We start from the raw sequence: 24,252 nt of genomic DNA on the forward strand, positions 1-24,252 counted from the left end.
CGCCGGCGCATCAGGGATCGGTCTCGCCCAAAAGATCGCCATGCGCCGCCACGCGCCGGCGACCGCGACGGGCGGCGGGCGCCTTCGTCGCGTCCGCCGGGACCGCGGCTTGCAGCGCCGAGGCCGGCAGCGTGGGGCCGTTGCAGATGCGCTCCAGCAGGTCGGACTGCGCGGGCTCCAGCGCGACCAGGCCGCCGAGCACGTTCAGCACTTTGAGCAGTTCGGCCGTGTATTCCGGCAGCCAGCCGGGCGGCTGAATGTCGCCAAGCGGCGAGGGCTTGCGGCGGTCGCCGATGATCGGGCGCGAGCGGTCGCGGCCGCGGTAGCTGAACCACTGCGTCAGCAGGCTAGGGGACGCGGTGGCCAATCGCCAGCACCACAGCCGAAACGTGGCTCACGTTGTCGCTCCGAACCGGAACAGAACAATTGTCTGCCCGCCAGGGTCGGCGGGCGACAGCCGCAGGTCCCAGTCCGTGATCGCGACATCCCCACTTCCCGTCCCGCCGGCGGTGATCTTGCCGGATGAGATGTCGACATCGCGCGACCCCAACCGCATGCCCCCGCGCCGTTGAGGCACGCGCAGGACGACGCCGGACCTGCGGACGATCAGGCAGCCCTCGCAGCTACCGCCTGACGCTGCGAGCCGGATGCGAGGACTTGTCGGGTCGAAGTGGAAGCGGACAGCGGCGCCGAACGAGAGGACGGACGACGCCTGAAGCGCATGCGGCCAAACAAACTCGGGCAAGCCATCTGCGCTGCTGTTCAGCAGGACGAGTAGCGCGCCGTCCGCCATGGCTCCGCCGGCAGCTTCCTGCGCGCAGAAGCCCACGGCGGGTGATGGCAGGTCGACCAATAGGAATGCTTCGCCTGGCGAGAGTTCCTCGATGGGACGGAGAGTCACGGGCGGCCAGAAATGCATGCGCTGCCTTTCATGTTACCGATGGGCATCCCGCCCTCGTCACCGCCGCATATCGCGCAGGAAAAGCTCCCAGTACGCCTCGGCAGCCGCCTGCGGCATGAGACGTCCCGCATCATGGTTGCGAATATTCATGCCAATCGGACGCCAGAACAGGCCGTGTTCGTCAGCTTCGACGTTGAGGATTTCGTTGTAGCTGTTGCGAGCTTGGCCTTCTGACGACGAATAGGCAATTCCATCCGGCATCTTTCCAAGGAAGATGTGGCAGGATGCCGCCTTCTCTCCGCCTCGGTGCAGCGCCGCCGTGAACGCTTCGGCATCGATGCGCTTGAAGCGCGCCTCAACGTCGGGATGTCGCTGCGCCAACTCATTCAAGGAGTTTTCGAAGAAGGCGGCAAAGAACTCGAAGGTTTCGTCACGGAAGCGGTCACGATCGATATCGGTGAACCGTCGCGGCAAGCCAAGATTGCTGGACCTGGGTGACGGGCGAACGGGCTGTTCTGGGTGCGGCCTGGTAGCCGTCCGGCTCTGCCGCGCCGGCGGCGCAATCGGAGCACTGGATTGCAGGGCCCGACGGATGGCGCGCACAACCTGGAGAAAGCCTTCGTCCATATCGGCGAACGACCGGACTGGCTTTCCGTCATCCGGTGTTGCAGCGAGCTTGCCGAACGGCGTGCCGTGCCAGTCGCAAGGACGCAGGATGACAGGGATGACCCGCGCCTCCGTTGCCGCATGTCGCTCCATCGCGCGGCGCATCTCGATGTCGAAGCAGTATCTCGAAGCGAGGAAATCCGCGCTTACGAGAAGCAGGATGACATCGGCGCGCTCAAGTTCGGCACTGATCGCGTGGTCCAAAACATCGCCGGCTGGGATGCGCCGATCGTGCCAGGTTTCGACCAGGCCCTCGTGCTTGAGCGCAGACAGGTGTTTCTCGAGCTGGTCGCGCAGTGCCTCGTCGGCGTGGGAGTAGGAAAAGAAGATCGTCGCCATGATGTCCCAGCGGGCCGCTGGAGGGGGCGAACCGTGTGTCGACACGGCCACGCTGGGCGGCGCTCTCAGGGATCGGATAGCACGATCCGGCGATTCGGACTGGCGGTATCGCGGCTTTGGTGGGAGGGAGACGCCCCGCCCTCCCGGGCGGGGCGCCGTTGGCCGTTCACTCCCTGCTGCGGTTGCCGTTGGGGCGGGACCAGATCAGCTCGAACTCGCCGCCCTCCATCTCGAAGAGGTTCGCCAGGATCGGCGCCGGGAGGGAGGGGTCGTCGAGCTTGACCGAGAGGTAGTCGCGGCCCTCGTTCGAGGTCTTCTTCCATGCCGCTCCGATCTCGGCGCGGCCGGCGAAGATGCGGAAGTCGGGGGCCTTGTCGCTGCTCTTCTCGGCCGGCCGGACCTGGACCTTGGCGTCGAGGGTGAGCGTCGAGACCGTGCCGGTGAAGCCGTCGCCGGTGCGGGTGAAGGTGCCGATGGTCGCCATGACTGTCTCCTGTCTGTCGATCGGGCCGCGCCCATCGCGGCCTCGATGGCGATCGTCCGGCCGGGGGCGGGCGCCGACGCACCCGCTTGCGGGCCGCAGCGCAGCGGAGGACGGGGCTGGGAGACTTTCTTGCCTCGCGAGGAATGCGCGGCACGCGCAGGGGAAGAAAGTCACACCGGCGCCGTTGCGGCCGAGGCGCCCGAGGCGTCAGCCGTCCCTCGGCCAGATCAGGCCATCCGAGGCAGCGTGGCAGCGCGACACCGGACAGACCACGGAGACAGGAGGCGACTGTCGCTGCGCCCGGCACAAGGGCGATGAACCAGTCATCGCGGTCGCGGCGTCCCTGGCGTGCACAAGGGAGGATCCGGCCGGAACGGGGAGAACGAAACGCTGGCCCTGTGGCGTATCATCCTGGCCGGGCGCTGCGGGGCGTGGATGTTCCCGACGAGGGCCGCCCTCCTTCGGCTCAGCCGCGCGATCCCGATGACGGCGCGGGCAGGCGTGCCGTGGAGCGGGCTGGCAGGCGAGGCTGATCCGGTCCCGCCCCTTCGGCGAACTCCGCGTCAGGACGGCCAGCGGTGACCTGCGTCGGCTGGGCGCCGGCGCCCGCGAAAGCCGCCAGCTGCACGGCAGCGGAAACACCCACCACGAAGCCGCCGATCGCCGCAAACACGTGCCGCCAGGCTTCCGACGGCACGAGTAGCACGGAGATCCCGAGCACCGCGTGGTAGCCGGCCACGGCAGCCGGTGCGGCAAACAGCAGCGCGATGACGGCCCGCAGGGCGAGTGAGCGCACCGAGGCGAAGAGCAGCTGCGCAGCGAACAGCGCGACCACGCCCGCGACGAGGCCGACCAGCACGGCGCCGATGACGCCCGCGCCTGTCTCGAACGCCCACATGCCGACCGTCAGCCCGACGAAGAACGGCACGGCGTAGATGGCGAGCGTGAACAGCAGCACGAGCATCGTGCCGAGGCCGAACAGGCCGACGATGACACCCAGCGTCATGCGACCCTCCCCGGTCGAGGCGCGATGATGCGCTCCGATTGTAGCGGATCGCGGGCGCGCAGCGGGTCGCCTTTGCGCGAGCGCATCATCGTGCGGGCGGCGCTACCCGCCGCCCCCGCGGAAGTCGAAGAGCGGGATGCTGAGGCGCTTCGCCTTGTCGGCCAGGTTGTCGGTGACGCCCGAGCCGGGGAAGACGATGACGCCGATCGGCAGCGTCTCCAGCAGCGCGTCGTTGCGCTTGAAGGGGGCGGCCTTGGCATGCCGGTGCCAGTCCGGCTTGAAGACGATCTGCGGTACCTTGCGCTGGTCGGCCCAGCAGGCGGCGATCCGCTCGGCGCCCTTCGGCGTGCCGCCATGCAGCAGCACCATCTCCGGGTGCTTCGCGTGCACGCGGTCAAGCGCGGCCCAGATGCGCTGGTGGTCGTTGCACTCGACACCGCCGGCGAAACCGATGCGCACGCCCGGGGGCAGCAGCGGCTCAGTCTCGGCGCGGCGCCTGGCAGCGAGGAAGTCGCGGCTGTCGATCATCGCCGCGGTCAGCGTGCGGCAGCTGACCATCGATCCCGCGCGCGGGCGCCAGGCGGAACCGGTGCGGTGCTCGAAATGCTCGGCGGCGGCCTCGCGGAGGAACTCGAAGGCGTTGCGGCGCTCGATGAGCGTGAGGCCCTGGGCGAGGAGGCGTTCCAGCTCGACGGAGCGGACCTCGGAGCCGTCCTGCTCGCGCTGGGAGCGTTGCTGCGCGGCCTCGTTGGTGTCGAGCTCGCGGCCGATGCGGTCGATGCCGCGATGGAAGAGGTTGACCAGCGACCAGAGCAGGTCGGGCAGATCGGGCTCGAGCCGCGTCTCGCCGAGGCTGGTGACGAGTGCGTCGAAGATGTCGGCGACGGCGCCGGAGAGGCGATCGGGATCGGGCAGCGGCCGAGGGTCGGGCTCGTCGGCGAAGGGGCGGTAGCCGTGGAGCTGGAGCTCATCGAGCAGGTGCGCGGTGGCGGAGGCGGCGTGGGTGGGTTCGGCGTCGTCGAAGCGGTCGGTCATGGCCGGGTCCTCGCTGTCACGGGCCGCGCCCATCGCGGCCTTCGTGGCGATCACCCGGCCGGGGGCGGGACGGACCGGCACCCGCAGGCGAAGCCGGAGGGCCGCAGCGCAGCGGAGGACGGCGGCGCGCGGCTTTCTTGCCTCGCGAGGAAGCGGCCCGTCAGGGCCGCGGGGAAGAAAGCTGCGCGACGGCGTTGCGGGGAGGGCCCGGCTCCGGCCCGATCGCTGAAACGAAGGCCATGGGCGCAGCGGCAGCGAGGAGCACTGGCTGGTTGCCGACCGCGTCTGCGCACCACAAGCGTCATCCGAAGCCGTCTTGCGCCAGGGCAATCGCTTGAACGGCGTGGGGATATCGGCGCGGGCCGAAGTCTGATTCACGTGGGGCCTCGCATGCGGAGGTTTCCCGATGGCTGGCGCGGCCCTGCTCGATCATTTTTCGGCGCTCGACGACCCGCGCCAACCTGGCAAGGTGCTGTATCCGTTGCCGGAGGTCATGCTGCTGGTGCTGTGCGCGACGCTGGCCGGCGCGGAGGACTTCGTGGAGGTCCGGCTCTGGGGCCAGGAGAAGCTGGCCTTTCTGCGCAGCCTGCTGCCGTTTCGCCGCGGCATCCCGTCGCATGACACGCTGAACGACGCCATCAATGCGCTCGACCCGGAGCTGTTCGGCGCCTGCTTCACCGCCTGGGTCGAGGGCCTGCGCGAGGATGAGCCCGACATCGTGGCGGTCGATGGCAAGACCTCGCGCCGGGCCCGACGCGGAGGGGACCACCCGCTGCACGTCGTCAGCGCCTGGGCCACCCGCCAGCGGCTGGTGCTCGGGCAACAGGCGGTTGGCAGCAAATCCAACGAAATCATCGCCATCCCGCTGTTGCTGGAGCGGCTGCACCTGACCGGTGCCTTGGTCACCATTGATGCCATGGGCTGCCAGACCCGGATCGCCCAGACCATCCTCAACCGCGGCGCCGACTATCTCCTCGCCTTGAAGGACAACCAGCCAAGCCTCGCCGGCGAGGTCGAGATGTTCTTCCAGACGCCCGAGGCGCAGGCCGCCGACGCCTTCGAGACCATCGATGCCGACCATGGCCGGATCGAAACCCGGCGCCACTGGGTCAGCCACGAGGTGGATTGGCTGACCACCGACCGCCGCTTCCCCGGAGAGCCGCGCTTCCCCGGCCTCAAGGCCATCGCCATGGTCGAAGCAATGGTCGAACGCAACGGCGCCGTCAGTACCGCACGCCGCTACTTCATCTCGTCCCTGCCGATCGACACCCGGATGCTCGCCCGCGCCGTCCGCGCCCATTGGGGCATCGAGAACCGGCTGCACTGGGTGCTCGACGTCGTCTTCCACGACGACCTCATGCGCCTGCGCACCAACCACGGTCCGAAAAACATGGCCACCATCAAGCACATGGCCATGAACCTCATCCGCAGCGCAGCCGGAAAGGACAGCCTCAAGAGCCGCCGAAAGGCCGCCGCCTGGAACCACGACTATCTCCACAAACTCATCACCAGAACCGCTCAGTGACCTTCAAGCGATTCCCCTGCGTCTTGCGCGGATCCGCTTGCATGTCGGCAAATCCGACATTATGTTTGTGCTGAGTTCTGGAAAGACACACATGGCAGTCGCCGCGCTCGCCCGTCCCGTCACCCCCCGTGTACCGGCACCGTTTCCCGCGGCGGCTGTCGAGGCCGGCTTGCGCAACGAGTTGCTCGAAGCGGTCAAGGCGGAGGCCGAGATTAAAGGCAGCGCGCTGCCGGCGACCGCGACCGATATCGCCAAGACCGCGTTCCAGGTGGATTCGTTGGTCGTCGTCTCGATCCTTTGCAAGATCGAGCCGATTGTCGGCTTCGAGTTGCCGGACAGCGTCGTGCGCGGCGGCGGCTACGGTTCGGTCGACAGCGCGCTGGCGCAGCTTCTGCCGCGGATTGAGGCACAGTGGAATAAACGAAAAGGAGGCAAGCCGTGACCCAGGTCGCACTTCGTCAAGACTCCGACGATGCTGAGCGTCGCCGTCTCGGCGAACGCCTGCGCGAGGCGCGCAAATATCTCGGGCTGAAGCAGGAGGAAGTGGCGACGTATTTGAAGATCCCGCGTACGTCGCTCACCGACATCGAGAACGGCCAGCGCCGCGTCGAAGCGATCGAGCTCGGCCGTCTCGCCAAGCTCTATCGACAGCCGGTGGGATATTTCACCGGTGAAGACGAGGCCGCAGCGAGCTTGCCGGTCGATGTCGCGCATCTTGCGCGCCGGGCGGCGGCATTGTCGCAGCAGGATCGTGACGAGCTCGGCCGTTTCGCCGATTACCTCCGCGCTCGGGCGCGTACCGGACAGGGCTGAAGCGGATGGCGGCGGCCACCTATGCTGGCGCGGTGCGGGCGGGAACGCAGGCCGCGTCGCGTTTGCATCAGCGCCTCGGTCTCCGTCCCGCGTTAGAAGCCGGTGGCGGCAATGTCGATGTGTTCGGCGCCATTCAGGCGATCGACCTACCGCTCCTCTTGCGACCGCTCCAAGGATTGCTGGGTGCGTTCCTGATCAACCCGGTTCCGGGTGTGCTGGTGACGACGCAAAGGCCGATGGCGATCCAGCGCTTCACCGCCGCGCACGAGCTCGGCCACTTCACGATGCGGCACGAGCCGAGCCTCGACGACGAGAGCATCCTTCGGCGCATGCCAATGGCCAGCGCACCGGCTGAGGACTTCCAGGAAGTGGAGGCGGACGCCTTCGCGGTCGAGTTCATGATGCCGCGCTGGCTCATCCAGTTGCACTCCGCCCGCCAAGGCTGGACGGTGGACGACTTCCGCCGGCCGAACTGTGTATACCAACTCGCGCTGCGCTTGGGCGCGAGCTACGAGGCGACCTGCTGGACGTTGGTGCGGCATCGGCTGATCAACGCTGCACTCGCGCGTGAGCTGCAGCAGACTCTGCCACGCGACCTTAAGGTCGCGCTGCTCGAGGATTACCGGCCTCAAGATTATCGCGGCGACGTCTGGCTGTTGACCGAGCGCGACGCGGACACACGGATCGACGGCAGCCGCAACGACCTGTTCGTGCTTCGGCTCAGGGAGCATAGCGGCGGCGGCTATCTCTGGGACATCGACCAGTTGAAGTCTAGTGGGTTCGCGGTCGTCCGGGACGCACTCGAAGCAATCGACGGCGATGGCATCGGAGGTCCAGTCGTCCGCCGGGTGACGGCGGCGCCCGGCGAGGACCGTCGGGGCTCATTGCAGCTCGACGAGCGGCGGCCGTGGGAGACCGATCCGCTGTCGCGATGGCAGCTTGATTTCGACCTGACGGGTCCTGAGGAGGAAGGCCTGTCACGCGCCGAACGGCGGAGGCTGCTCGAAGCCGCATGACCGGTGTCGCCGTTCTGAAAGATCTGCGGGCCACGCTCGGCGAGATCCGCAACCAGGGTCCGCGGCCTACCTGCTTAGCCTTCGCCGCAAGCGATGCGCACGCGGCGCTGCGCCCGGGCTGGTCGCCATTGTCCTGTGAGTTCGCCTTCTATCACGCGCAACGCCGCGCTGGGCGGCCGCCCGACAGCGGCGCGGTGTTGTCGGCCATGCTCGTGGCGCTACAGCATGACGGTCAACCCGAGGAAGCCGGTTGGCCTTACTTGGCGGCGACCCCGACCGATCCTGCGGCTTGGTTGCCGCCCACCGACGTTGGCTCGCGATTTCGACGCGCCGGCGCAGCGCAGGCCGCCTCAATCGATGCGATTGTCGCCGAGCTCGACGCCGATCGCCCCATGATCTTGCTTATGATGTTGTCGCGCAGCTTCTATGCGGCCGCCGCCGGCGCCGTGATCCGTCCGGCGACCGGCGAGACGCCTGAGCCCGCCCGGCGCCACGCGGTGATCGCCGTGGGGCATGGCACAGTCGGCAGCGAGCGCGTTGTCCTGGTCCGCAACAGCTGGGGACCGGGATGGCAGGCCGCCGGATATGCCTGGCTGACTGAAAGCTTCCTCGCCCCGCGCCTGTTCGCCGCGGCGGTGCTTACGGAGAATGTCGATGTATCTGCCCATCCCGTCGCAGCCTGATTGCGCCACGGCGTGGCGCGAGGCGGTGCGGCGCGTCGACGCCGCTCGTGGGCGCAACGCGTATAATGTAGTGATCGACGTTGCCGACCCCGTTGCCGATGCGACGGTCGCGCATCCCGGCATCGCCATGGTCGATGCCTTCCTCACCGAACGTGCCAAGCCTGTTGACACCGTCGCCAACACCATCTTTCCCGCTTCGCTCTATCGCCGGCACAAGGCGCCCGCGTTTTTCGAGGTGTTCGAGAAGCAGGTTTTGCCGAAGGTGCGTCGCGGCGAACGTTGGTCAGGTTACTATTTTGAGCGAATGATTGCCTACCCGGTGGCGGTCGGCCAGCCGCCGAACCAGCTCTGGGACATCATCGAGCGGATGCGCAACGAGGAGGTCCGGGCGCTCAACAAGTTCGAGTTGTCGCTGTTCGATCCTGTCCGCGACGTCGACAATTCGCCCTACGGCGGTCAGTGCTTGAGCTTCCTCAGTTTCAAGATCATTCCTGACCCGACTCGGACACTGGTGCTCACAGCCCAGTACCGCAACCACTTCTACATCGAGAAGCTACTCGGCAACCTGATCGGGCTCGGCCGCTTGATGCACTTCGTCGGCCGTGAGACAGGTCTGAAAGTCGGGTCGCTCACGGTCCTGTCGACGCACGCCAAGATTGATCAACCCGGGCGGGCGCGTCGCGGCGAGATCGACGCGCTGCTCGCGCAATTCGATCAGGCGACGGCGCCTCGCGAGCCCTGAGCGGCCAGGAGCGGCAGGTGCGGCCCATCTTTATGGTCCAGGCCGTAGATGGCGTTGACGCTGGAGATGAACTCCGTCTGGCCACCATAGCTTGGGTGGCGCACCGTTATCACAGGCACCTCGATGTCTGCCAGCGCTAGGCCAGCCTCGCGGCCGATCGCCACAATTCGGCGAGGCGCGATCATATCGATCAGCGCCACGAGGAACGGCCAAGTGGCGTCCCGTTCGGTGCGGCTGTGGCAGCGGTTCGACAGCGGATCGTCAGCCTCATGGGGGTGAAGCGGAAATACGTTCCAGAGCACGACGGGCGCGCCTATACGCGCCAGTACGCGCCAAACGACCGCTGCGGTGCGCTCGGCGACAACCGGACCACGGGTGGCTCGGTCCAGCGCGATGCCACCCAGCAGCGAGCCCGCCGAAGCAAGGTGAACCTCGTCGGTCAGCGGCACGCCGGTTCGCCTGCCGCCGCGATAGCCGAGGTCACGCGCGATCCAGATCGTATCGACCTGTACTTCGAGCGCGGCTTCGAGACAGAGGACCAAGTTGCGTTTGCGCACGCGTGCCGCGTCCTCGCGGTCGTGCAGCGGGCAGCAGTCGCTGTAGGGGTTGAAGACAGACTTGAGCGACATCGCGGCGAGCGCGTCGGCGAAGGCTTGGGGCGTGTTCATGGCAGCGGTTCGATCAAGAGTTGGTGCTTGTTGATGTCGATCAGCAACCGCCCGCGTCGGTGCTCGCGCAGGAAGCGGAACGCCGCATAGCCTTGGAGGATCGCTTCCTCCCAGAGCCACAGCGGGCATTGTTCGGCCTCGTAGCCGGCGACGAATTGGCGGACCTGCTTGAGCAGGTCGAACGGCAGATCACCCGGCTTCAGGTCGGCAAATAGGTTAAGGTCGAGCGCCTTGCCGAAAATCCAGGTGGTGATGCCCTCTTCGATCAGGATCGCGCGCGCACCATCCTGCGCCTCGTCGACTTCCGGCTCGGACTTCCGCTTCAGCCGGAAGAGCGTGCGGATGACGGGCGACCAACTCAGCACCGCCACATAGGCATAGTGGAAGACGTCGTGAAAGCGGTAGTCATCTGCGGTCATGGCGTTATCGGTCAGTCGGTCGCCGATGTTGATGCCATTGCAGCTTTGGAACACGTAGGTTCGGCCCCGCACCTGCCGCTCGAATACCTCGATCGTCAGCTGCCGGGGCAGGCGCTCTTCCGGCTCGGCGCTCGCGTCGAGCGGCTCCGGATAGCGCCGATCACGGGGCCATCGATCCTCAATCTTCGCGAGGTTTTTGATCGCAGCCGCCTCGAGGGTGACGCCCGCCTCCTCGGCCGCCTTGATCAGCGTGTGAGCGATGCTCGCGAGCCGCTCGGCCGATACCGGGCGGCTCTGGCACACACCATCATGCTCGCTGATCAGCGTTCCAACCTCGCTCGCGAGCTTTAGCAGCGTCCGTTCGAATGCCGCCGTCGGTTCTCCGCTTCGCGGCAGGAAGTCCGGCTGCAAAGCGGCAAGCGTCAGCGCGCCAGCCTTCGCCGTTGGAGTAGCCTTCGCAAAGACGTCGGTGAGCGGCACGCCGGCCCGGGAGGCGACTGCAGAGAGATACCAAAGCACGTCACCCAGTTCCTCGACGACCGCGCCGGCGTAGCCCCGATAGGAGGCGCGATCGCGCTGCTTCTTCTTCACCTCGCTGAGCAAGCTGCCGGTCTCGCCGAAGAGCCCGAGAAGCGGAAAGGCAAGCGACCCGCCATCGCTGTGAAGGTCGGTCGACGCCGCCCGCGCAGCATAATCGGCGATAGTCAGCGGCGTGAACGCATCCGTCACCGCTTCGATCTCGGTCGCGCGTCCGAGCTCCGATCGACCGGGCTTGGCGACGCCGAGAGCCCTGCCTTTCGAGCGGCGCGCTGCACGGCCGGAGTGCGTTTGCCGGGCGCGGTAAGTCGCCGCAACGCCGTGCGGCGCGACAGCCCGTCTACAACGACCGCGTCACAGGCAGGGCGGCGAAGATCAACGGAATTTGCTCCCATCTGTCTGCCGGCCTCCCTCGCCAGCGATCATCTTGAATCAGACATTAGGCGATTTGAGAACCCCTCGATTTAGTTCGCGCGGAAGACCCTGTGGCCGGCAGGTGTGCTACATCTTCAGGTGCAAGCTGGACGCGCACCCATGCGGCTAGATCGGCTGGGCCCATGCGGCACAGATCGTCGTTGAAGTCGTGTGAGCGTGGGCGCAGCACCACGAAGTCGACGCTGTGCCGTTCCGGGCGTTCAGCGAGCGTCGCCGCAGCGTGCTTGCCCGCCTTATCCTTGTCCTGGGCGATGTAGATGCGGCGGAGCGCTGACGCCAAGGCCAGCGCAGCAAGATGCCTTGCGGACAGTGCGGCGATCATCGGCAGCCTAGGCAGCACGCACCGTAGCGCCAGCACGGTCTCAATGCCCTCGCCGACTGCGACGACATCCTGCACGTCTCCGAATCGCACGCCGTTACCCAGCAGCCGCCCCATGGCGCGCCGTGGCGTCGCGATCGGCGCCTTGCCGCTGCCGTCGCACGCGAGCCAGGTGCGGTGCACGCCGGTGATTGTGCCGTCTAGGTCCGTCACCGCGGCGAGCATCGCTGGCCACGTCTCGACCGGCGCGTTCTCTTCGGCGCGGTAGTAGCAGCGTGGGTGGAAGCGCAGCGCGGGCAGGTCGTCCAGGTAGGTGATGCCGCGCGCGCGCAGGTAGGTCTCGGCCAGCGTCCCCTTGATCGGCTGCCCGGCGTTGAACAGCCGACGAGCCGCATCCGGCGATCCGGCCGCGACAGGCGCGCGGGGCTCAGGCCGCTGCGGCGCCGGCAGACTCAGGAACCGCCGCGCCTCGTCCAGCACGTCGCGCATTCTGTCGAGGCCGCGCGCCCGGGCGATCAGGTCCAGCAGGTCGCCATGTTCGCCCGTCGCGGCATCGGTCCACTTCCCTGCAGCGCCACGCCCCGCCTCCGGTCCGTGCAGCCGCACGAACAGGCTGCGCCCCGGCGTGTTCGCGACATCGCCCACGGTCCACCATCGCCCCTCGCGCCGGCCGTTGGAGAGGCAGTGACGGCAGACCGCCTCGGCGTTGCGGGCAAGGCGGCGCGCAAGCGTCGCGGCATCCTCGCGCATCGGTCCCTCCATGAGGATGCGGGCCCGCCTTGCGACGGGCCCGCGAGGTGCAGGGAGGCCGGTTACTCGGCGGCGATCGCGGCGGTGGGGATCGCCGCGGCCTCAATGTCCGCGGCCGGCGGCGCCGAGGCGATGGCCGGTTCGCCGCCCTCCGCCGCCGATTCCGCTTCGCCCTCCGGCGTTTCCTCGGTCTCCGGCTCCACCGCAGCGAACACTTGGCCCGGCGTGCGCAGCGCCTCAGGCACCCAGGCGGTGCCGGCGAGCATCTCCTCGGCGGCCGTCGCCATCTCCGCCTTCTTCAGGCCGGCGATGCGCTCCGCCGCCCGCGCGCCGCGCGCCTCCCGCACGGCGGCGAGGATGCGGCCCTTGGTGACGCGGCCGAGGTAGGCCTCCGCCGTCGGCCGCCAGCCGACCGCGGCCATGTCGAGGCTGACCGCCTCGGCGATGCGGTCGGCATGCGCGATCGCCTTGGGCCGGCGGTTGTAGGCCTCGTGCACCGCGTTGATCGTCAGCCCGACACAGTGCGCGAACAGCGCCTCGCGGCTGTCGGCGTCGAAGCCGGCGAGGACCGGCCAGAGCTCCCCTGGCTCCGCCGGCATCTGCGCCTGCCAGCGCGCGTGACGGGCCTCGATGGCGCGCGCCGATGCGGTGTCGGCGAGGCCCGGCGCCTGGGCGGAGAACAGCGCGCTCTTCGGCTCGATCTCCAGGCAGGAGTCGAGGCCGTAGCGGTAGAATAGCCGCAGGCAAAGTGCGTGCAGCGCGGCGAGGAAGGCCGTCTGCGGATCGGCGGCGAGCGCGTCGCGCAGCGCGAGGGTGCGGTGCGCGGTGAGCTCCGTCAGCAGCCGGTCGGGCAGCGGGCGGATGCCCTCGTCCTCCTCCGGCGGTTCGGCGGGCGGGGCGGCCGTGCCGGTCTCGGGCTCGGCCGTGGTCCCGCCCTCCGTTCCCGGATCGGCCGAGGGCAGGTCGGTCTCGACATGCTCCTCCTCCGGCGCCGCGGCCACCGGCGGCTCATCCTCCGGTCGGACATAGCCGCGCTCGATGCGCAGCGCCCCCGAGCCGTCGATGCTGACGAAGACTCCGCCGCGCACGATCTCCTCAGGATCGTAGGCGACAGGCCGGTCCTCGAAGGCAGCCAGCGCCTCCTCGATGTCGGCCAGGCGCCGGTCGGTCTCCTCCGGCACCTCGTCGGCCTCCGCGCAGTCCTGCTCCAGCCGGTCGAACTCGGCCTGGAGCGCATCGCGCCGCGCCGCCTCCTCCTCGGTCAGCGGCTGCGCTTCGCCGGCCAGGCGGCGCAGGCCGTAGCTGTGGCCGTAGGGGAAGTCGGGCGCGGCCTCGACCCAGCGCCAGCCCTCGGCGCTGATCGCCTCCGCCTCGCGCTCCAGCCGCTCGCGCGCGAGCCTGTCGAGCAGCGCGGCATCCTGCCACCAGCCGCCATCGTCGGGCTGGAACAGGTCGCGCAGGATCAGCCCGCCCGCCGCCTCGTAGGCCTCGGCGCCGACGAAGCGGGCGCGCTTGTCGGAGGCGCGGACGGCGCCCTCGGTCAGCAGGCGGCGGATCTGGTAGGGCTCCTTGGTGTAGGAGCGCTGCAGCGCCTCCCACACCTGCTCCTGCCGCTCATGGTCGGGGCTGACGGTGAAGGCCATCAGCTGCTCGAGCGTCATGCCGTCCTCGGCGTAGAGGTCGAGGAGGTGCTTCGAGACAGCAGCGAGGCGCAGCCGCTGCCGGACGACGCCGACCGAGACGAAGAAGGCCGCGGCGATCTCCTCCTCCGAGCGGCCGCGCTCGCGCAGTGCCTGGAAGGCGCGGAACTGGTCGAGCGGGTGCAGCGGGGCGCGCTGCACATTCTCGGCCAGGCTGTCCTCCTCGGCGATGCCCTCGGTGCGGATGATGCAGGGAATCGGCGCGGTGCGCGCGAGGCGCTTCTGCTTCACGAGCAGTTCAAGCGCGCGGTAGCGCCGGCCGCCCGAGGGCACCTCGAAGGTGCCGGTCTCGTTGCCGTCGTCGTCCAGCACGGGGCGGACGGTGAGGCTCTGCAGCAGGGTGCGGCGGGCGATGTCCTCGGCCAGTTCCTCGACGGCGATGCCCGCCTTGATGCGGCGGACATTCGCCTGGCTGAGCACGAGCCGGTTGAATGGGATGTCGCGCGAGGCGGAGAGCGCGACCTTCGGGGCGGACTTTGACATGGGAATTCTCCATGACGGGCCGGCAGGGAGCCTCTCTCCCGACCTTCAACCCGTCACGAAGACCGCCTCGGCCCTCTCACTCTCTCCGCGCCGCTGGAGCCGCAGCGGGGAGGTTCCACACCTCAGCGCCGGCCGCGCGATACGCATCCGCGACAGCCGCGAGTGGCGCGTAGGAGAAGGCACCCCAAGGCAGTGCGCTTGCAGGCTCGCCGACCGCGACCATCGGGCCGCGCACCGCGAGATCGCAGACGACCTCGAACTCCAGGCCGCGGCTGTCGATGACCGGCAGGCGGGCGGCGATGCAGGCCGCCTTGATGGTCTCGCAGTCGTGCCCGCTCAGATATTCACCGCGGGCGAAGTACAGCGTGAAGCCGCCGCGGCCGATGGCGAGGTGGCCGCCCTCCGTGATCAGAGCTTCGCGGATGTAGCGGCCGTAGCGCTCCTCCGCGTCGCGTGCGATGAGCGGCGCCCTGGTGTTGTGTCGCCGGGTCACGACACCACCTCGGCCGCGTCTGCGTCATCGTTGACCGCTTCGGTCTCGGGCGCGAAGTCGAGCAGGAAATCAGCCGCCTTCGACGCCGCGCTCGCCGCGCGGACGATCGCGCGATTATCCTCGCGCAGCACATCCAGCCAGGAGCCGATGTAGTCGGCGTGGCGCACCGTCGGCACGATGCCCAGCGCGGCGCAGGTGAAGGCCGCGGTCATCTCGGCGACCAGCTCCTCCTGCGCGTACTTCTTCGAGCCGAAGCTGTTGGCGATCTCACGGCCAAGGCGCGACGCATGCCCCGTCCAGTGGCCGAGCTCATGCAGCGCGGTCCGGTGCCAGTCGATCGGCTGGAAATAGGCCTGCGGCGGCGGAACGCCGATGAAGTCGCCGAGTACGTCGTAGTAGGCGCGCTCTCCTCCGATGCGGAGATTGGCGCCAGAAGTTGCGATCACCGCCTGCACGCGCGGCTCGATGAGCGAGGTGTCCGCAGGCGGCGTCGTGGCGGCGAGCTCGGGCGGCAGGCCGTCGCACTGCTCGACGTTGAACACCGTGAAGCGCTTGAGGAAGTGAATCGCGCGGGCATCCTTGCCCGTCTCTTGCGCGCGCTCGCGCTCCTCGCCAGGGATGAAGCGGTCGGCGTAGACGACCGTTGTGCCGCGCTCGCCCTTGCGCACATTGCCGCCGAGCGCGAGCGCCTGGCGGAAGGTGAGCCAGCTCTGGCCGGCGTAGCCGCGCTCGACGACGGCACCCCACAGGATCAGCACGTTGATCCCGGAGTAGCGCCGGCCGGTCGCGGCGTTCTTCGGCAGGGCGAGGGGTGCGGCCACACTGGAGGTTCCCCAGGGCTGCACCCAGGGCAGGCGCCCGGCCTCGAGTTCGGCGATGATCCTGTCGGTGATCTCGTCGTAGAGGTTCGCGCGGTCAGCCGAGGCTCGGCCGCTCGGGGCCGGCCGCGTCGCGGAGCGGGTCATGGCGGTTCTCCATGACGGGCCGGCCGCGAGCCTCTCTCTCGGCCCCGAAACCCGTCACGGCGACAGCTGCAAAGCTCTCACTCTCGACGCCACTCCACAGCGGGGACCCGGTGTCACCCGGGAACTGGGATCACCTTTGTCGTCGAACTCTGATGCAGATCGCTCGCTTGAAGCGAACACCAGCGGAGGCAGGCGATAGGTTCCATTGCGGCCCGATTGCCCCAGGCAGCGGCAACGTGTTCGCGTTGTCGGACAGTCCACTGCTGGGCGCGGCAGATGGAACTCCGGCGCCCAAGCGCATAACGATGAGATCGAGCGACAATGACCGACGCCTGGACGCTGCCACGTGACCGGACCGCAAGGTCGAGCGCTTTCGGTCGGGCGCCGCCTGATCTTCCTCGCTGCGCGCGACCGGGAGGTGGCGATCGTCGCGAAGGCAAGGCCAGCACATGGGCAGTTGCGCTGCGCACATGGCAGGGCGGAATAGGCTCTCCGCGCACCTAGCCCCGATTCGGGGCGCAGCACGGTGCTGCTACCTATTTGCTACCTAGCGCCGCTCCGGTCGCTGTGCCGAGCAGGCTAAGTATCTGAAAAACTGGCGGACCCGAAAGGATTCGAACCTTCGACCTCTGCCTTCGGAGGGCAGCGCTCTATCCAGCTGAGCTACGGGTCCTTGCCGCGATCCTCATAGCGTGCCTGCGGCGCCCGGGAAAGGCCCGGCTTCGGCAAATGCCGCCTCGGCAGGTTGCGCCCCCGGCACAGGCCCCCCATCATCGCCGCGGCGCAGCCTTGAGCCCTCCCGTTGCGAGAGACCCCCACGTGAAGCCCCAGAACGACCTGCTCTCCGCCACCGGCACCACCATCTTCACAGTGATGTCGGCGCTCGCCACGGAATATGGCGCCATCAACCTCGGCCAGGGCTTCCCGGACTATGACGGGCCGGAGGATGTGATCGAGGCCGCCGCCGCCGCGCTGAAGGACGGCCGCAACCAGTACCCGCCGATGAGCGGCCACCCGGACCTGCGCCAGGCCGTCGCCGCGCATAACCAGCGCTTCTACGGGCTGGAGGTCGATCCGAATGCGGAGGTCATCGTCACCTCTGGTGCGACCGAGGCCATCACCGCCTGCCTGATGGCGGTGCTGAACCCCGGCGACGAGTGCGTGCTGATCGAGCCGCTGTACGACACCTACCTGCCGGTGGTGAAGCTGCTGGGTGCGATTCCGAAGCTGGTCCGGCTGACGCCGCCGAAGTGGGAACTTCCCCGGGCTGAACTGGCCGCCGCCTTCGGGCCGAAGACCAAGGCCATCCTGCTCAACACGCCGATGAACCCGACCGGCAAGGTGTTCACCCACGCCGAACTCGCCTTCATCGCGGACCTGATCGAGCGCCACGACTGCTACGCCATCTGCGACGAGGTGTATGAGCACCTGACCTTCGACGGCTGGAAGCACGTGCCGCTGATGACCCTGCCGGGGATGCGTCCGCGCTGCATGCGGATCGGCTCGGCCGGCAAGACCTTCAGCCTGACCGGCTGGAAAATCGGCTACGTCACCTGCGACCGGACGCTCGCCGGCAACGTCACCAAGGCGCACCAGAACCTGACCTTCACCACCCCGCCCAATCTGCAGCGCGGCATTGCGGTCGGCCTGGCGAAGGACGACGCCTATTTCGCGGGGCTGTCCGCCAGCCTGGAGGCGAAGCGGGACCGGCTGGCGGCGGGGCTGGCGCGGCTCGGCTTCGGCGTGCTGCCAACCCAGGGCAGCTACTTCATCACCACGGACTTTCGGCCACTCGGCTTCAACGGCGATGACGTGGCCTTCTGCCGCGCGCTGACGGTGGAGGCGAAGGTCACCGCCATTCCGGTAACCGCCTTCTACGCCAGCGCCGACGCGCCCAGCCACTACGTCCGCTTCGCCTTCTGCAAGGGGAACGAGGTGATCGACGCTGCCCTGGCGCGGCTGGAGGCCTGGATCGCCGGCCGCATGGGCGCCGCGCGTAGCGCGGTTGGTTGATCACGGGCGCAGCGCGGCAGGTTGACGCCGAGGCCCGGCTCGCCGTATCACCCCGCGCCCGGGGGCAACCCTGGCGGAGGCGTGTGGCGGTCGTAGCTCAGCTGGTAGAGCGCCAGGTTGTGGTCTTGGATGTCGCGGGTTCGAGCCCCGTCGATCGCCCATCCCCCCTCACCAGGGGGTCCACACGTCCCAGGGAAGAAAATCCATGCAGATCCGCCTCGATGGCCGCGTCGCCCTGATCACCGGGGGCTCGAAGGGCCTCGGCCTCGCCATTGCCGAGCAGTTCGTCGAGTCCGGCGCGGCCGTGGCGCTGGTGGCGCGCGGCGAGGACGCCCTGGCGGCAGCCAAGGCGCGTATCGCGGGCAGGTTCCAGGGCGCCCGCGTGGCGGCCATCTCGGCCGATGTCGGCACCGCGGAAGGCTGCGCCCGGGCGGCGCAGCAGGCGGCGACGGAACTCGGGCCGATCGATATCCTGGTGAACAACGCCGGCACCAGCCAGCGCGGCCCCTTCATGGAGGTGGATGACGCGCTGTGGCAGGCTGACCTCGACCTGAAGCTGTTCGCCGCCATCCGCCTGACCCGCGCCGTCTGGCCCGGCATGCAGTCCCGCCGCTGGGGCCGCATCATCAACGTGCTGAACACCGGCGCCAAGGCTCCCGCCGCCGGTGGCGCCCCCACCGCCGTCTCGCGCGCCGCCGGCATGGCGCTGACCAAGGTTCTGGCCGGCGAGGGCGCGCCGCATGGCATCCTGGTGAACGGCATGCTGGTCGGCATCATCGAGAGCGACCAATGGGTCCGCCGCCACGCCGCCGACCCGCGTGGCATTTCCTGGGAGGACTGGAAGGCCGAGCAGGGCAAGGGCGTGCCGCTCGGCCGCATTGGCAAGGCGGAGGAATTCGCGGCGATGGCGACCTTCCTCGCCTCCGACCAGGGCGGCTACATCACCGGCACCGCCATCAACGTCGATGGCGGCCGCAGCCCGGTGGTCTGAGGCCCCTCAACTTGGCTTGCCGACCAGGCAAAACATGGCGCCCTGCGGGTCCTGGCCGATGACGATGTGGTCGCCACCCGGCACCTCCACGGGACCGTGCAGCAGGGTCCCGCCGGTCTCCGCCATCCGCCGCACCGCGGCGCCGATGGCGGGCACCTGGAAGTAGAAGCGCCACATCGGCTTCGCCTCCGCCTGGCGCTGCATGATGGCGCCGAAGGCGCGGCCCTCCAGCTCCATGATCTGGTAATCGCCCATGGGGCCCATCGGCAGCGTCTCGCCGCGCGTCCAGCGGAAGTGCCGGGCGTAGAAGGCCAGCGCCCGGTCCATGTCGGCGGCGCCGAGTTCGTTCCAGGCGCAGTGGCCGATCGCGTCGGGCGCGAAGCTGGTGCTGGCGCGGTCGCCGGCGCCGCGCATGACGTAGAAGGGCGCGCCATCCGGGTCCGCCACCATGGCGATGCGGCCGACGCCCGGCAGGTCGCGCGCCGGCATCTGCACCGCGCCGCCATCCGCGACGATGGCCGCCACCGTGGCGTCCACATCCTCGACGCCGAGATAGCCGAGCCAGACCGGCGCGACGCCCGCCGGCGCCTGCATCAGCCCGGCAATCCCGTCCTCGCCATGGGTCAGGATCTCGTAGCCTGGCTGGCCCTCATGACCAGCGGCATTCCAGCCGAGCAGGCCGCCATAGAAGCGCCGTGCGGCTGCGGTGTCGCTGGTCAGCAGCTCATACCAGATGAAGATGCCATGGGAATTCGGCATAGCGCGCTCCCGCTCAGGCGTCGAGAATCGGCTGGAAACCGCCGAAGATCATGCGCTGCCCATCGAAGGGCATGGTCATGTCGCGCATCCGCGGATCCTCCATCATCCGCTTCATCCCGGCATCACGCACCGCCTTGGAGGGCCATTCGATCCAGGAAAAGACGACGACCTCATCCGGCTTGGCCTGCACCGCGCCCTTGAAGTCGGTGACCTTGCCGTCCGGCACGTCGTCGCCCCAACATTCGACCACGCGGAGCGCGCCGTATTCCTTGAACAGCGGCAGGGCCGCGGTGGCGTGATCGAGGAAGGCCTGGCGATTGGCGGCGGGAACGGCGGCCAGGAAGCCATCGACGTAGTTCATCGGATCATCCCTTTTTGATTAACCAATCGGTTAAGTATAGACGCGCGGTAGGGAGCCTGTCCATTCCTCGCTGAACACGCCTGCTTGAAGCTCGGCGGCAACGGCTCAAGGCATTGACGGGCTACCTACCAGAAGGTAGGTCACGACAATGAACACCGAGACGACACGGGAGCGTTTGATGCTGGCCGCGGAGCGGATCATCCGCAGCCGCGGCTACAGCGCCTTCAGCTACGCCGACCTGTCGGAGGCCGTGGGCCTGCGAAAGGCCAGCATCCACCACCATTTTCCGGCCAAGGCCGACCTCGGCGTGGCGCTGGTCGAGGACTACATCGCGCGCTTTCGCGAAATGCTCACCGACATCACCGATGCGGAGCAGACCGCACACGGCCGCCTTGCCCGCTACGGCGGGATCTACGAGGCGGGGCTGCGGGAGGGCATGCTGTGCCTCTGCGGCATGCTCGCCGCCGAGGCGACCGTGCTGCCCGAGCAGGTCCGTCATCGCATGGGCACCTTCTTCGCCGCGCAGCTCGATTGGCTGGAGGAGGTCCTGGCCCAGGGCCACACGGCGCGGGAGGTGACGTTGCGGGGCCCCGCGCGGCGTGCCGCGGAGCATGTCCTTTCCACCTTGCAGGGCGCCAGCCTGGTCGGCTGGGGAACCGGCAATCCGGACCTGGTTGCCCGTGCCGTCGAGGACCTGCTCGCCTCGCTCCGAAGCTGAGCTTGCCTTGCCCATCAAATCTACCAACCAGTAGGGAGGCATTATGACCGACTTCACGAACACCCACACCCTGATCACCGGCGGCGCCAGCGGCATGGGCAAGGCCACGGCGCGCCTGCTGCTGGAAGGCGGCGGGAAGGTCCTGCTGCTGGGTCGGAACACGGATCGCCTGGCCGCCGCCGCCGCGGAACTCCGCCCCCTGGGCGCCGTCGCCACCACCGTCCTGAACCTTGCCGATCCCACTTCCGTCGAAGCCTTCGCGGCGCGCCTCGCGGCCGAACATGGCGACCTGACCAGCCTGGTGAACGCGGCGGGGGTGTTCCTGCCAAAGTCGTTCCTCGATCATGGGCCGGCGGACTACGACCTGTATCTCGCGCTCAACCGCGGCACCTTCTTCCTGACCCAGGCCGTGGCGCGAGCCATGGTCGCGCGGGGCCAGGGCGGCAGCATCGTGAACATCGGCTCGATGTGGGCGCGGCAGGCGGTGGCCGCGACGCCGTCCACGGCCTACTCGATGGCCAAGGCCGGCCTGCATGCCATGACGCAGCACTTGGCGATGGAACTCGCGGCCCACCGCATCCGGGTCAACGCGGTGTCCCCGGCCGTTGTGGAAACCCCGATCTACGAGGGTTTCATCCCGCGCGAGCAGGTCCATGCCACGCTGCAGGGCTTCAACGGCTTCCACCCGATCGGAAGGATCGGCACGCCGGGCGACGTGGCCGGCGTCATCGCCTTCCTCCTGTCCGGTCGCGCGGACTGGGTCACCGGGGCGATCTGGGATGTGGATGGCGGCGTGATGGCGGGCCGGAACGCCTATAACGGCTGAGCAGCCGGGCGGCGGCACGCCGGCAGCGTGCCGCCAATGGTCCTGAGTGTGATCGTCTCGGTGGAATAGCGAAGAGCGTGAATCACACGACCAAACAATCGGACTCTAGACGTCGAGGTTGGCCACCTTCAGCGCGTTGCCCACGATGAACTCGCGCCGCGGCTCCACCACATCGCCCATCAGGGTGGAGAACACCTGCTCCGCATCCTCCACATCCTCCACCCGCACCCGCAGCAGGGTGCGCACTGCGGGATCGAGGGTGGTCTTCCAGAGTTGGTCGGGGTTCATCTCCCCCAAGCCCTTGAAGCGCTGGATCGTCAGGCCGCGGCGGCCCTGGGTCAGCACGCGGTCGAAGGCCAGAAGCGGGCCGTGCTGCGTCGTCTCATTCGCATCGAAGGCCAGCATGGCCGGGCCGGCGGCGTAGTCGCGGGCGAAGACGTCGCGGCGCTCATCAAGCCAGCGCGCCTCGGCACTGCGCAGCGCCGCCGGGTCCAGCGCGTGGCGTTCGGTCACGCCGCGCACCACGCGGAACAGGTTGAGGCCCGATCCATCGGCGGTGGCCTTCCAGCCGCGCTCCGATGGCGCGGCCAGCGCGTCCAGCCGCTGCGCCAGCAGCGCGGCCCCGGCCAGCGCCCGGTCCACGTCGGGCGTCAGCGCGCCGGCCACCGCGGCCTGCTCGATGATGCCGGCCGGCACCTGCGTCGCCAGGCGTCGGATACGGGACGCCACCTGGCGCAGCCGCTCCACCTCCTCGCCCAGTTCATCGCCCGCCAGCAGACGCCCATCCGCGAAGCGGATGCGCGCACCGGACAGCGCCTTCTCGAGCAGGAAATCCTCGAGCGCGCGATCGTCCTTCAGGTAGCGCTCGTCATTGCCGCGCTTGGCGCGGTACAGCGGCGGCTGCGCGATATACAGATGCCCGCGCTCGATCAGCGCCGGCATCTGGCGGAAGAAGAAGGTCAGCAGCAGGGTGCGGATGTGGCTGCCGTCGACATCCGCGTCCGTCATGATGACGATGCGGTGGTAGCGCAGCTTGTCGGCCGAAAAGCCGCCCCGATCCTCCGGCCCCGGCCCGATGCCGGTGCCGAGTGCCGTGATCAGCGTGCCGATCTCGGCGGAGGACAGCATCTTGTCCATCCGGGCGCGCTCGACGTTCAGGATCTTGCCCTTGAGCGGCAGGATGGCCTGGAAGCGCCGGTCGCGGCCCTGCTTGGCGGAGCCACCGGCGCTGTCACCCTCGACCAGGAAAATTTCCGATTTTGCCGGGTCTTTTTCCTGGCAGTCGGCCAGTTTTCCGGGAAGGGTCGAAATGTCCAGCGCGTTCTTGCGGCCGACCTTGTCGCGCGCGAGCTGCGCCGCCTTGCGGGCCGCGGCCGAGAGCACGACCTGCTCCAGCACCAGCTTCGCTTCCTTCGGATGCGTCTCGAACCAGTGCGACAGCGCATCGGCGACCGCCATCTGCACCACCGGCTGCACCTCGGAACTGACGAGCTTGTCCTTGGTCTGGGAGCTGAACTTGGGGTCCGGCACCTTCACCGACAGCACAGCCGTCAGGCCCTCGCGCATGTCGTCGCCGATCAACTCGACCTTTTCCTTCTTGGCGAGGTCTTCGGCATACTTCATCACGATGCGGGTCAGAGCCTGCCGGAAGCCGGCCTGGTGGCTGCCGCCGTCGCGCTGCGGGATGTTGTTGGTGTAGCAGAGCGCGACTTCATGCGGGCTCGAGTTCCACCACATCGCGAGCTCGACGCGGATGCCTTCGGTGGCCTTGGTCACCAGGCTGATCGGCGGCTTGAAGATGGGCTCCTTGCTGCGGTCCAGCCATTCGACGAAGGCGACGAGGCCGCCCTTGAACTCGAAATGCGCCTCCACCGCCGGCACGTGCCGGTCGTCGCGCAGCGAGATCTTCAGCCCGGAGTTCAGGAAGGCCAACTCGCGCAGCCGGCGTTCCAGGATCGGGTATTCGTATTCGGTCTTGGTGAAGGTACTGGCGGCCGGCTTGAAGGTCACCTGCGTGCCGTGCATGTGCGCCGACTCGCCGGTGATGGTCAGCGGCTGCACCGTGTCGCCATGCTCGAAGCGGATGAAGTGCTCCCGCCCGTCGCGCCAGATGCGGACTTCCATCCACTCCGACAGCGCATTCACCACCGCGGCGCCGACGCCGTGCAGGCCGCCGGAAACCTTGTAGCTGTTCTGGTTGAACTTGCCGCCCGCATGCAGGCGGGTCAGCACCACCTCAGCGGCGGAGACGCCTTCCTCGGCGTGCATGTCCACCGGGATGCCGCGGCCGTCATCGGTAACGGTGACGCTGCCATCGCCATTCAGCACCACGTCGCAGCGGGAGGCGAAGCCGGCCTGGGCCTCGTCCACCGCATTGTCGATGATCTCGAAGGCCATGTGGTGCAGGCCGGAGCCGTCATCGGTGTCGCCGATATACATGCCCGGCCGCTTCCGCACGGCCTCCAGGCCACGCAGCACGGTGATCGAGGCGCTGTCATAGGTGTCAGCGCCCGGATTCGGGTCACCATTCCCCGACAGCGGAGGATTGGCCTGCCCGGGGACCGGGTGGTTCGGTGGGTTGGCGCGCGCGGCGGCGTCGGACATG

General features: G+C 68.5%; 25 protein-coding genes and 2 tRNA genes. 11 read left to right on the top strand and 16 right to left on the bottom strand.

From position 1 onward, the window contains the following. Positions 1-10: 10 nt before the first annotated feature. The 6 genes from ACLF3G_RS22825 to ACLF3G_RS22850 all read right to left on the bottom strand — a co-directional run bounded on the left by ACLF3G_RS22825 (position 11) and on the right by ACLF3G_RS22850 (position 4,431). Entirely contained in the window at positions 11-367 is a 357-nt protein-coding gene (locus ACLF3G_RS22825) for a hypothetical protein (protein ID WP_430671712.1), read from the bottom strand. A 27-nt stretch (positions 368-394) separates the two neighbouring features. Further along, a complete protein-coding gene (locus tag ACLF3G_RS22830) occupies positions 395-919 on the bottom strand; it encodes a hypothetical protein (protein ID WP_430671713.1) in 525 nt (174 codons plus the stop codon). 39 nt (positions 920-958) lie between these two features. Further along, a complete protein-coding gene (locus ACLF3G_RS22835; protein WP_430671714.1) occupies positions 959-1,906 on the bottom strand; it encodes a TIR domain-containing protein in 948 nt (315 codons plus the stop codon). Positions 1,907-2,072: 166 nt separating this feature from the next. After that, complete coding sequence (locus ACLF3G_RS22840; RefSeq protein WP_149536470.1) at positions 2,073-2,390, bottom strand: DUF736 domain-containing protein; 318 nt, start codon at positions 2,388-2,390, stop codon at positions 2,073-2,075. A 466-nt stretch (positions 2,391-2,856) separates the two neighbouring features. Next, a complete protein-coding gene (locus ACLF3G_RS22845; RefSeq protein WP_430671715.1) occupies positions 2,857-3,396 on the bottom strand; it encodes a hypothetical protein in 540 nt (179 codons plus the stop codon). Between the two features lie 102 nt (positions 3,397-3,498). Beyond that, positions 3,499-4,431 carry a DUF2493 domain-containing protein gene (locus ACLF3G_RS22850; protein WP_430671716.1) on the bottom strand — a complete coding sequence of 311 codons (933 nt, stop codon included), beginning with the start codon at positions 4,429-4,431 and terminating at the stop codon, positions 3,499-3,501. A gap of 406 nt (positions 4,432-4,837) precedes the next feature. Here ACLF3G_RS22850 and ACLF3G_RS22855 point away from each other — a divergent pair, with 406 nt between their 5' ends. From ACLF3G_RS22855 to ACLF3G_RS22880, 6 genes are all read left to right on the top strand, one after another. After that, a complete protein-coding gene (locus ACLF3G_RS22855; RefSeq protein ID WP_430671717.1) occupies positions 4,838-5,956 on the top strand; it encodes an ISAs1 family transposase in 1,119 nt (372 codons plus the stop codon). A 91-nt stretch (positions 5,957-6,047) separates the two neighbouring features. Beyond that, complete coding sequence (locus ACLF3G_RS22860; RefSeq protein ID WP_430671718.1) at positions 6,048-6,398, top strand: hypothetical protein; 351 nt, start codon at positions 6,048-6,050, stop codon at positions 6,396-6,398. Further along, entirely contained in the window at positions 6,395-6,769 is a 375-nt protein-coding gene (locus tag ACLF3G_RS22865) for a helix-turn-helix domain-containing protein (protein ID WP_430671719.1), read from the top strand. Before ACLF3G_RS22860 ends, ACLF3G_RS22865 begins: the two co-directional genes overlap by 4 nt. Before the next feature lie 5 nt (positions 6,770-6,774). Next, positions 6,775-7,785 (top strand): ImmA/IrrE family metallo-endopeptidase, encoded by a 1,011-nt coding sequence (locus tag ACLF3G_RS22870; protein ID WP_430671720.1) that lies wholly within the window; start codon positions 6,775-6,777, stop codon positions 7,783-7,785. Beyond that, positions 7,782-8,468 (top strand): C1 family peptidase, encoded by a 687-nt coding sequence (locus tag ACLF3G_RS22875; RefSeq protein ID WP_430671721.1) that lies wholly within the window; start codon positions 7,782-7,784, stop codon positions 8,466-8,468. The genes ACLF3G_RS22870 and ACLF3G_RS22875 overlap by 4 nt, the downstream gene beginning before the upstream one ends. Then, positions 8,440-9,210 carry a hypothetical protein gene (locus ACLF3G_RS22880; protein ID WP_430671722.1) on the top strand — a complete coding sequence of 257 codons (771 nt, stop codon included), beginning with the start codon at positions 8,440-8,442 and terminating at the stop codon, positions 9,208-9,210. Before ACLF3G_RS22875 ends, ACLF3G_RS22880 begins: the two co-directional genes overlap by 29 nt. Here the strand turns inward: ACLF3G_RS22880 and ACLF3G_RS22885 are convergent. The 7 genes from ACLF3G_RS22885 to ACLF3G_RS22915 form a co-directional block, all read right to left on the bottom strand. Next, a complete protein-coding gene (locus tag ACLF3G_RS22885; protein WP_430671723.1) occupies positions 9,183-9,878 on the bottom strand; it encodes a uracil-DNA glycosylase in 696 nt (231 codons plus the stop codon). The genes ACLF3G_RS22880 and ACLF3G_RS22885 overlap by 28 nt on opposite strands. After that, entirely contained in the window at positions 9,875-11,026 is a 1,152-nt protein-coding gene (locus tag ACLF3G_RS22890) for a nucleoside triphosphate pyrophosphohydrolase family protein (protein ID WP_430671724.1), read from the bottom strand. Before ACLF3G_RS22890 ends, ACLF3G_RS22885 begins: the two co-directional genes overlap by 4 nt. Before the next feature lie 247 nt (positions 11,027-11,273). Next, the gene (locus tag ACLF3G_RS22895; protein WP_430671725.1) at positions 11,274-12,338 is read right to left on the bottom strand and encodes a DUF7146 domain-containing protein; all 1,065 of its coding nucleotides are present in this window, start codon (positions 12,336-12,338) and stop codon (positions 11,274-11,276) included. A gap of 62 nt (positions 12,339-12,400) precedes the next feature. Next, positions 12,401-14,521 (bottom strand): ParB/RepB/Spo0J family partition protein, encoded by a 2,121-nt coding sequence (locus ACLF3G_RS22900; RefSeq protein ID WP_430671726.1) that lies wholly within the window; start codon positions 14,519-14,521, stop codon positions 12,401-12,403. A gap of 76 nt (positions 14,522-14,597) precedes the next feature. Continuing rightward, on the bottom strand, positions 14,598-15,014 hold the full coding sequence (locus ACLF3G_RS22905; RefSeq protein ID WP_430671727.1) for a hypothetical protein: 417 nt from the start codon (positions 15,012-15,014) through the stop codon (positions 14,598-14,600). After that, complete coding sequence (locus ACLF3G_RS22910) at positions 15,011-15,979, bottom strand: ArdC family protein (RefSeq protein WP_430671728.1); 969 nt, start codon at positions 15,977-15,979, stop codon at positions 15,011-15,013. The genes ACLF3G_RS22905 and ACLF3G_RS22910 overlap by 4 nt, the downstream gene beginning before the upstream one ends. A gap of 596 nt (positions 15,980-16,575) precedes the next feature. Beyond that, positions 16,576-16,652, bottom strand: a tRNA-Arg gene (locus ACLF3G_RS22915). Between the two features lie 146 nt (positions 16,653-16,798). Here ACLF3G_RS22915 and ACLF3G_RS22920 point away from each other — a divergent pair. The 3 genes from ACLF3G_RS22920 (at position 16,799) to ACLF3G_RS22930 (ending at position 18,983) form a co-directional block, all read left to right on the top strand. Next, a complete protein-coding gene (locus tag ACLF3G_RS22920) occupies positions 16,799-17,992 on the top strand; it encodes an aminotransferase (protein ID WP_430671729.1) in 1,194 nt (397 codons plus the stop codon). An 86-nt stretch (positions 17,993-18,078) separates the two neighbouring features. After that, positions 18,079-18,151: transfer RNA gene (locus ACLF3G_RS22925), tRNA-His, on the top strand. Between the two features lie 46 nt (positions 18,152-18,197). Continuing rightward, positions 18,198-18,983 (top strand): SDR family oxidoreductase, encoded by a 786-nt coding sequence (locus tag ACLF3G_RS22930; protein WP_430671730.1) that lies wholly within the window; start codon positions 18,198-18,200, stop codon positions 18,981-18,983. A gap of 6 nt (positions 18,984-18,989) precedes the next feature. Here ACLF3G_RS22930 and ACLF3G_RS22935 read toward each other — a convergent pair whose 3' ends face one another. Both ACLF3G_RS22935 and ACLF3G_RS22940 read right to left on the bottom strand, forming a co-directional pair. After that, positions 18,990-19,742: a VOC family protein gene (locus ACLF3G_RS22935; RefSeq protein WP_430671731.1), complete on the bottom strand. Its 753-nt coding sequence runs from the start codon at positions 19,740-19,742 to the stop codon at positions 18,990-18,992. A 13-nt stretch (positions 19,743-19,755) separates the two neighbouring features. Beyond that, on the bottom strand, positions 19,756-20,103 hold the full coding sequence (locus ACLF3G_RS22940; protein WP_430671732.1) for a DUF1428 domain-containing protein: 348 nt from the start codon (positions 20,101-20,103) through the stop codon (positions 19,756-19,758). Positions 20,104-20,251: 148 nt separating this feature from the next. Between ACLF3G_RS22940 and ACLF3G_RS22945 the strand changes: the two genes are divergently transcribed. Together ACLF3G_RS22945 and ACLF3G_RS22950 are read left to right on the top strand one after the other, a co-directional pair. Beyond that, positions 20,252-20,821 carry a TetR/AcrR family transcriptional regulator gene (locus ACLF3G_RS22945; protein ID WP_430671733.1) on the top strand — a complete coding sequence of 190 codons (570 nt, stop codon included), beginning with the start codon at positions 20,252-20,254 and terminating at the stop codon, positions 20,819-20,821. A 43-nt stretch (positions 20,822-20,864) separates the two neighbouring features. After that, positions 20,865-21,647: an SDR family NAD(P)-dependent oxidoreductase gene (locus ACLF3G_RS22950; protein WP_430671734.1), complete on the top strand. Its 783-nt coding sequence runs from the start codon at positions 20,865-20,867 to the stop codon at positions 21,645-21,647. A gap of 105 nt (positions 21,648-21,752) precedes the next feature. Here the strand turns inward: ACLF3G_RS22950 and gyrB are convergent, their stop codons facing one another. After that, complete coding sequence (gene gyrB, locus ACLF3G_RS22955; protein ID WP_430671801.1) at positions 21,753-24,185, bottom strand: DNA topoisomerase (ATP-hydrolyzing) subunit B; 2,433 nt, start codon at positions 24,183-24,185, stop codon at positions 21,753-21,755. Positions 24,186-24,252 lie beyond the last annotated feature (67 nt).

Source organism: Falsiroseomonas sp. HC035, assembly GCF_050563525.1.
Taxonomy (GTDB): Bacteria; Pseudomonadota; Alphaproteobacteria; order Acetobacterales; family Acetobacteraceae; genus Falsiroseomonas.

Bases quoted from the DNA above. Each gene is read 5' to 3' on its own strand.
- ACLF3G_RS22830 (WP_430671713.1), bottom strand. From the start codon at position 919: ATGCATTTCTGGCCGCCCGTGACTCTCCGTCCCATCGAGGAACTCTCG.
- ACLF3G_RS22835 (WP_430671714.1), bottom strand. From the start codon at position 1,906: ATGGCGACGATCTTCTTTTCCTACTCCCACGCCGACGAGGCACTGCGC.
- ACLF3G_RS22840 (WP_149536470.1), bottom strand. From the start codon at position 2,390: ATGGCGACCATCGGCACCTTCACCCGCACCGGCGACGGCTTCACCGGC.
- ACLF3G_RS22845 (WP_430671715.1), bottom strand. From the start codon at position 3,396: ATGACGCTGGGTGTCATCGTCGGCCTGTTCGGCCTCGGCACGATGCTC.
- ACLF3G_RS22850 (WP_430671716.1), bottom strand. From the start codon at position 4,431: ATGACCGACCGCTTCGACGACGCCGAACCCACCCACGCCGCCTCCGCC.
- ACLF3G_RS22855 (WP_430671717.1), top strand. From the start codon at position 4,838: ATGGCTGGCGCGGCCCTGCTCGATCATTTTTCGGCGCTCGACGACCCG.
- ACLF3G_RS22860 (WP_430671718.1), top strand. From the start codon at position 6,048: ATGGCAGTCGCCGCGCTCGCCCGTCCCGTCACCCCCCGTGTACCGGCA.
- ACLF3G_RS22870 (WP_430671720.1), top strand. From the start codon at position 6,775: ATGGCGGCGGCCACCTATGCTGGCGCGGTGCGGGCGGGAACGCAGGCC.
- ACLF3G_RS22875 (WP_430671721.1), top strand. From the start codon at position 7,782: ATGACCGGTGTCGCCGTTCTGAAAGATCTGCGGGCCACGCTCGGCGAG.
- ACLF3G_RS22880 (WP_430671722.1), top strand. From the start codon at position 8,440: ATGTATCTGCCCATCCCGTCGCAGCCTGATTGCGCCACGGCGTGGCGC.
- ACLF3G_RS22885 (WP_430671723.1), bottom strand. From the start codon at position 9,878: ATGAACACGCCCCAAGCCTTCGCCGACGCGCTCGCCGCGATGTCGCTC.
- ACLF3G_RS22895 (WP_430671725.1), bottom strand. From the start codon at position 12,338: ATGCGCGAGGATGCCGCGACGCTTGCGCGCCGCCTTGCCCGCAACGCC.
- ACLF3G_RS22900 (WP_430671726.1), bottom strand. From the start codon at position 14,521: ATGTCAAAGTCCGCCCCGAAGGTCGCGCTCTCCGCCTCGCGCGACATC.
- ACLF3G_RS22910 (WP_430671728.1), bottom strand. From the start codon at position 15,979: ATGACCCGCTCCGCGACGCGGCCGGCCCCGAGCGGCCGAGCCTCGGCT.
- ACLF3G_RS22930 (WP_430671730.1), top strand. From the start codon at position 18,198: ATGCAGATCCGCCTCGATGGCCGCGTCGCCCTGATCACCGGGGGCTCG.
- ACLF3G_RS22935 (WP_430671731.1), bottom strand. From the start codon at position 19,742: ATGCCGAATTCCCATGGCATCTTCATCTGGTATGAGCTGCTGACCAGC.
- ACLF3G_RS22940 (WP_430671732.1), bottom strand. From the start codon at position 20,103: ATGAACTACGTCGATGGCTTCCTGGCCGCCGTTCCCGCCGCCAATCGC.
- ACLF3G_RS22945 (WP_430671733.1), top strand. From the start codon at position 20,252: ATGAACACCGAGACGACACGGGAGCGTTTGATGCTGGCCGCGGAGCGG.
- ACLF3G_RS22950 (WP_430671734.1), top strand. From the start codon at position 20,865: ATGACCGACTTCACGAACACCCACACCCTGATCACCGGCGGCGCCAGC.